Here is a 5,111-nt window from a genome sequence, read left to right on the forward strand (position 1 = left end):
TCCGGGAGGCGGCCACGGCCGCCACCCGGCTGGCGGCCGTCGAGGGCCGGCCGGTGGCCGCCACGCACATCCGCGCCGCCGTACGGGCGCACAACGGCGCGGGCCTCGCCCGCCTGGCCCGGCGGATCGAGCCCGCCGTCGGCTGGCCCGATCTGGTGCTGCCCCCGGTGACCCTCCGTCAGCTGCGGGAGCTGTCGACCCGGGCGCGCCACCGGGACACCGTCCTCGGCCAGTGGCGGATGCGTCCCGGGGGCGGCCGGGGGCGCGGGGTGACCGCGCTGTTCGCGGGGGAGTCCGGTACGGGCAAGACCATGTCCGCCGAGGTGGCCGCCGCCGATCTCGGTATGGACCTGTACGTTGTCGATCTCTCCACCGTGGTCGACAAGTACATCGGGGAGACCGAGAAGAACCTGGAACGGATCTTCGCCGAGGCGGCCGAGGTGAACGGGGTCCTGCTCTTCGACGAGGCCGACGCCGTCTTCGCCAAGCGCTCCGACGTCAGGGACTCGCACGACCGGCACGCCAACATGGAGTCGGCCTATCTGCTCCAGCGGATGGAGTCCTTCGACGGGATCGCCGTCCTCACCACCAACCTCCGCGCCAACCTGGACGAGGCGTTCACCCGGCGGCTCGATCTGATCGTGGACTTCGCCCTGCCCGACGCCGGTCAGCGGCTCGCCCTGTGGGACCGCTGCCTGGGCACCGCCCTGCCCCGTGGCGACGGCCTCGACCTGGAGTTCTGCGCCCGGAACTTCGAACTCGCGGGCGGCTCGATCCGGTCCTGCGCGGTGACCGCCGCCTATCTGGCCGCGGCGGCGGGCGGGCCGCTGACCATGGCACAGGTGGTGACGGCGGTGGCGCAGGAGTACCGCAAACTCGGCCGGCTGCTGCTGGAGGGCGAGTTCGGACCGTGGCTCGCGGACGCGCGGGGCACGACCTAGCTCCCGGGAAGCCACGACGGCCCGCACCGGGCACGGTGCCGGACCCGGAAGGGCAGGGCCCGGGAGATGTGGCGGCCCGGCCGGAGCGGTGCCCCGGGTACGGCGGTGGGGCCGCACGCCCCGGCGGGCCGCCGGGGCGACCGGGGTGGTGCCCCCGGTGCGGGCCGTTCCGATCCGTACCGGGGGCCCGGGAGGGCACCGTCGTTGCCCCGCGCCGGGGCCCCGGGGACCTACTGCCGGGTGGATCACCGCCGGAGACTCGGCGGTGACCCGTAGACCACGCCGAAGGAGCGAGTATGCCGTCGTACCTCACCCCGGGCGTCTACGTGGAGGAGGTGCAGTCCGGAGCCCGGCCGATCGAGGGGGTCGGCACGGCGGTCGCCGCCTTCGTGGGTCTGGCCGAGCGCGGGCCCTTCCACGAGCCCACGCTGGTGACCAGCTGGGACCAGTACGTCCGTACCTTCGGCTCCTTCACGGAGGGCACCTATCTGGCGCACTCCGTCTACGGCTACTTCGCCAACGGCGGCGGCCTGGCCTATGTCGTGCGGATCGGCGGGACCGGCGGGACCGGCGGGAGCGCGGTCACGGGCGGGGCGGACGGCGCGCCGGAAGGGGCCGTCCCCGCCGAGGTGTCGACCGGGCCGACCACCGCGCTCGGCGGGTTCCTGGTCGGCGCGCTGCCGGGCGCGGGCGCGGATATCTCCGTGGAGGTCGCCGACGCCGAGGGCGAGAACCCGCCGGACGACCGGTTCCGGCTCGTGGTGCGCAAGGGCAACCGCGTGGTGGAGACGTATGACGTCTCCACCCGCAAGAACACCAAGAGCTATGTGGTGCAGCAGCTCAGGGAGTCCAAGCTGGTCGAGGTCGCCGAACAGCCGGGCGCCCAGCAGACCCGCCCGGAGAAGCAGACCGTCCGGCTCCCCGCCGCGCCGCCCGCGCCCGGCGCCGCCGATGCCGACTCCGGCAGGATGGCCCGGCTCGATCCGGGCGAGTACGTCGGTGACTCCGAGGCCCGCACCGGCTTCGGCGGGCTGGAGTCGATCGACGAGGTCACCATGGTCGCGGTGCCCGATCTGATGAGCGTCCACCAGCGCGGTGGCCTGGACGAGGAGGGCGTCAGAACGGTCCAGCTCGCGGTGGTCTCGCACTGTGAGCAGATGGGCGACCGGGTCGCCATCCTGGACGCGCCGCCCGCGATGACCGCGCAGCGGGCCCGTACCTGGCGCAACGACGAGGCCGGGTACGACTCCCGTTACGCCGCGCTCTACTACCCCTGGATCAGGGTGTTCGACCCGGCGACCGGACGGAACACCACCGTGCCGCCCAGCGGCCATATCGCCGGGGTGTGGGCGCGCAGCGACAACGAGCGCGGGGTGCACAAGGCCCCGGCCAACGAGGTCATCCGGGGCGCGGTGGACCTCGACATCCGGCTCAGCAAGTCCGAGCAGGCGCTGCTCAACCCGATCGGGGTCAACTGTGTCCGGGCGTTCCCCGGCCGTGGCATCCGGATCTGGGGCGCCAGGACCCTCTCGTCCGACCCGGCCTGGCGCTATCTCAACGTCCGCCGTCTCTTCAACTACCTGGAGGAGTCCATCCTCCTGGGCACCCAGTGGGTCGTGTTCGAGCCGAACGACGACCGGCTGTGGGCGAGCATCCGGCGCAACGTCACCGCGTTCCTCACCGACGAGTGGCGCCGGGGCGCGCTGTTCGGCCGGGTCGCGGAGGAGGCGTTCTACGTCAAGTGCGACCGGGACAACAACCCCCAGGAGTCCATCGACCTCGGCCGGGTGGTCTGTGAGATCGGTGTGGCGCCGGTGAAGCCCGCCGAGTTCGTGGTCTTCCGGCTGGCGCAGTTCTCCGACAGCACCAGCCTGGTGAGCGAGTGACCCACCGGGCGGGGCCCGGGCACGGGCCGTGGACACGCGCCACGGCACCGGCCACCGTACGGCCGCTGAGGCCGATCCACCGATCACACGGGAAGAGGTGACGAGCGGCCATGGCAGAGGGCGACGCTCTTTCCACCCATATCTTCGGCGTCCAGCTCGGCGGCTATCTCGTGGAGTCCATCCAGGAGATCAGCGGCTTCACGGTCGAGGAGGACGTGGTGGAGGTCAACCAGGTGACCGCCGAGGGAAAGCAGATCATCCGCAAACAGCCCGGCGCCCGCAAGGCCGGGGAGATCACGATCACCCGGGGTCTCGACCAGAGCAGTGAGTTCACCAAGTGGATCAAGGAGACGCTGAACAACGGCGCGATCGACACGGCGCGCCAGAACCTCACCATCGAGATCAAGGACACCACCGGCGCCACCGTCCGCCGTATCCAGCTGATGCAGGGCTGGGCGAGCAAATGGGAGGGCCCCTCCCTCAAGGCCGGTGAGTCCTCGGCCGCGACCGAGTCCGTGACCATCACGTTCGAGGAAATCGTGGTCGAATGAGAAGGCGTACGGTGGTGCCGGGCAACCTCCAGGAGCTGCTGAACAGCGCCGACGACAGCGGACCGGACGAGCGGGGTCCCGCCGCCGCACCCGCGCGCGGCCCCGCGCCACGGCGTGCGACGCCCTACGAGGAGTTCGCGTTCGAACTGCCGCGTGGCTATGTCGACGACAACGGCACCGTCCACCACTCCGGCGCCATGCGGCTGGCCACCGCGCGGGACGAACTCCGGCCGCAGATCGATCTGCGGGTGAAGGAGAACCCGGCCTATCTGAGCGTGGTGCTGCTCAGCCAGGTGATCACCCGGCTCGGCACGGTCAGCGATGTGCACGCCGGTGTCGTGGAGCGCATGTACGCCACGGACGTCGCCTTCCTCCAGGACTTCTACCGGCGCATCAACAGCGAGGGGCACACCCGCGCGGCCGTCACCTGTCCCCACTGCGAGGGCTCGTTCGAGGTCGACCTCTCGGGCGGGCGCCTGGGGGAATCGTGACGTACGCGCCCTCCCGGCTCCGGGAGGAGATCGCGTACATCGCCTACCACTTCCACTGGCCGCGCGAGGACATCCTCGACCTCACCCACCGCGAACGCGGGCAGTGGGTGGCGGAGATCGCACGGATCAACACCCGCGCCGGCGAGGGTGGGTGAGGGTATGGGGTTCCTCAAGGCGCTGCGGCGGCGGGGCCGCCGGGGTGGCGACGGGCGCACGGAAGGACCCGGCCCCCGGAGCGGCGGGACGGCCGCCGCACCCGCGCCCGGCCCCGGGCTCCCCGGCTGGGACGGCGGCTGGCGGGCCGTGCCGCCGCCGGATCTCACCCTCGCCCGCCCGGTGCCCCCGGTCAGCGATGGGCTGCGGTTCCGCTCCCACCTCGCCGCCTGGCAGAACCTCCGGTTCGGTACGGACCTCGGACACGCCGTGCTCCCCTCCGCCCCGGCCGGTGTGATCCACGGCGTCGCCCGCCCGGTAACCGCGCCCCGTACCAACGGCCCCGGCGGCCCCCTGCTGTTGCGCGCGGTCCGGCCGGAGTCCGCCGCGCCGACGGATACGGGCGCGGGTACGTACGGGAGCGGCCCGACGCCCCCCGCCCGCCCGGCCGGGGTGGTGCCCGGCACCGGTGCGGCACCGGAGCCCGCTCGGACGACCGGCGGTCCGCGCCGCCCCCGGCCGCCGGGGCATGAGACGGCGGGGCATGAAACGACGGGCCATGAAACGGCGGGACCACCGGCCCCGGACGCCACGCGAGGGCGGTCGCGCAGGCCGTCCCCGCCTCCCTCGGCACCGCTGCTGGGCCGGGATTCCGGAACGGGCCCCCCGCATGCGGCACCGGGCCCCGTGCGGGATCCCGGTCCCGGGACCGTCCCCGCGCCGCACCGTGGCATGGCGCCGGGATCCGAGGCGGCCCCGCCCAGCACGTCCCCGGCGGAGCCTGGTCCCGTCGCCGGGCGACCGCCGATGCCGGTACGGGGCACGGGCACAGGCACGGGCAGTGGCACAGGCAGTGGCACGGAGGGGACGGCGGGCGCGGAAACACCGCGCCCGGGTCCGTCGAAACCGGCTCCTTCGGGTTCCTCGGCTCCGGCCGCCGCTCCGGCCGCCGCTCCGGCGGCTGCGAAAAGGTCGAGAGCTTCGGCGGTTCCGAAGGCCCCGAAGACCGCGTCGGCTCCGGCCGGGGCCGCGTCGGGTCCCGCTCCGGCCGGGGCGGGACCGGCCGGGGCCGCGACAGTTCCGCCGACG

The 5,111-nt window shown here is 73.5% G+C and carries 5 protein-coding genes; all 5 read left to right on the plus strand.

Translation table 11 applies throughout. From position 1 onward, the window contains the following. Positions 1 to 941 (plus strand): ATP-binding protein (locus tag ACFVIM_RS32660; protein WP_384309259.1); only part of this gene is annotated, 941 nt, incomplete at its 5' end. Between the two features lie 296 nt (positions 942 to 1,237). Continuing rightward, positions 1,238 to 2,827, plus strand: a complete 1,590-nt coding sequence (locus ACFVIM_RS32665; RefSeq protein ID WP_384309261.1) for a phage tail sheath family protein — start codon at positions 1,238 to 1,240, stop codon at positions 2,825 to 2,827. A 110-nt stretch (positions 2,828 to 2,937) separates the two neighbouring features. Further along, positions 2,938 to 3,378, plus strand: a complete 441-nt coding sequence (locus ACFVIM_RS32670; protein WP_384309264.1) for a phage tail protein — start codon at positions 2,938 to 2,940, stop codon at positions 3,376 to 3,378. Continuing rightward, entirely contained in the window at positions 3,375 to 3,869 is a 495-nt protein-coding gene (locus tag ACFVIM_RS32675; protein ID WP_384309267.1) for a hypothetical protein, read from the plus strand. Before ACFVIM_RS32670 ends, ACFVIM_RS32675 begins: the two co-directional genes overlap by 4 nt. Next, complete coding sequence (locus ACFVIM_RS32680) at positions 3,866 to 4,024, plus strand: DUF6760 family protein (protein WP_384309270.1); 159 nt, start codon at positions 3,866 to 3,868, stop codon at positions 4,022 to 4,024. The genes ACFVIM_RS32675 and ACFVIM_RS32680 overlap by 4 nt, the downstream gene beginning before the upstream one ends. The last annotated feature ends 1,087 nt before the right edge of the window (positions 4,025 to 5,111 follow it).

The organism is Streptomyces sp. NPDC057638, from assembly GCF_042800315.1.
In the GTDB taxonomy this organism is placed as follows: domain Bacteria; phylum Actinomycetota; class Actinomycetes; order Streptomycetales; family Streptomycetaceae; genus Streptomyces.

Coding starts and splice junctions, on each gene's coding strand:
- ACFVIM_RS32665 (WP_384309261.1), top strand. CDS start 1,238: ATGCCGTCGTACCTCACCCCGGGCGTCTACGTGGAGGAGGTGCAGTCC.
- ACFVIM_RS32670 (WP_384309264.1), top strand. CDS start 2,938: ATGGCAGAGGGCGACGCTCTTTCCACCCATATCTTCGGCGTCCAGCTC.
- ACFVIM_RS32675 (WP_384309267.1), top strand. CDS start 3,375: ATGAGAAGGCGTACGGTGGTGCCGGGCAACCTCCAGGAGCTGCTGAAC.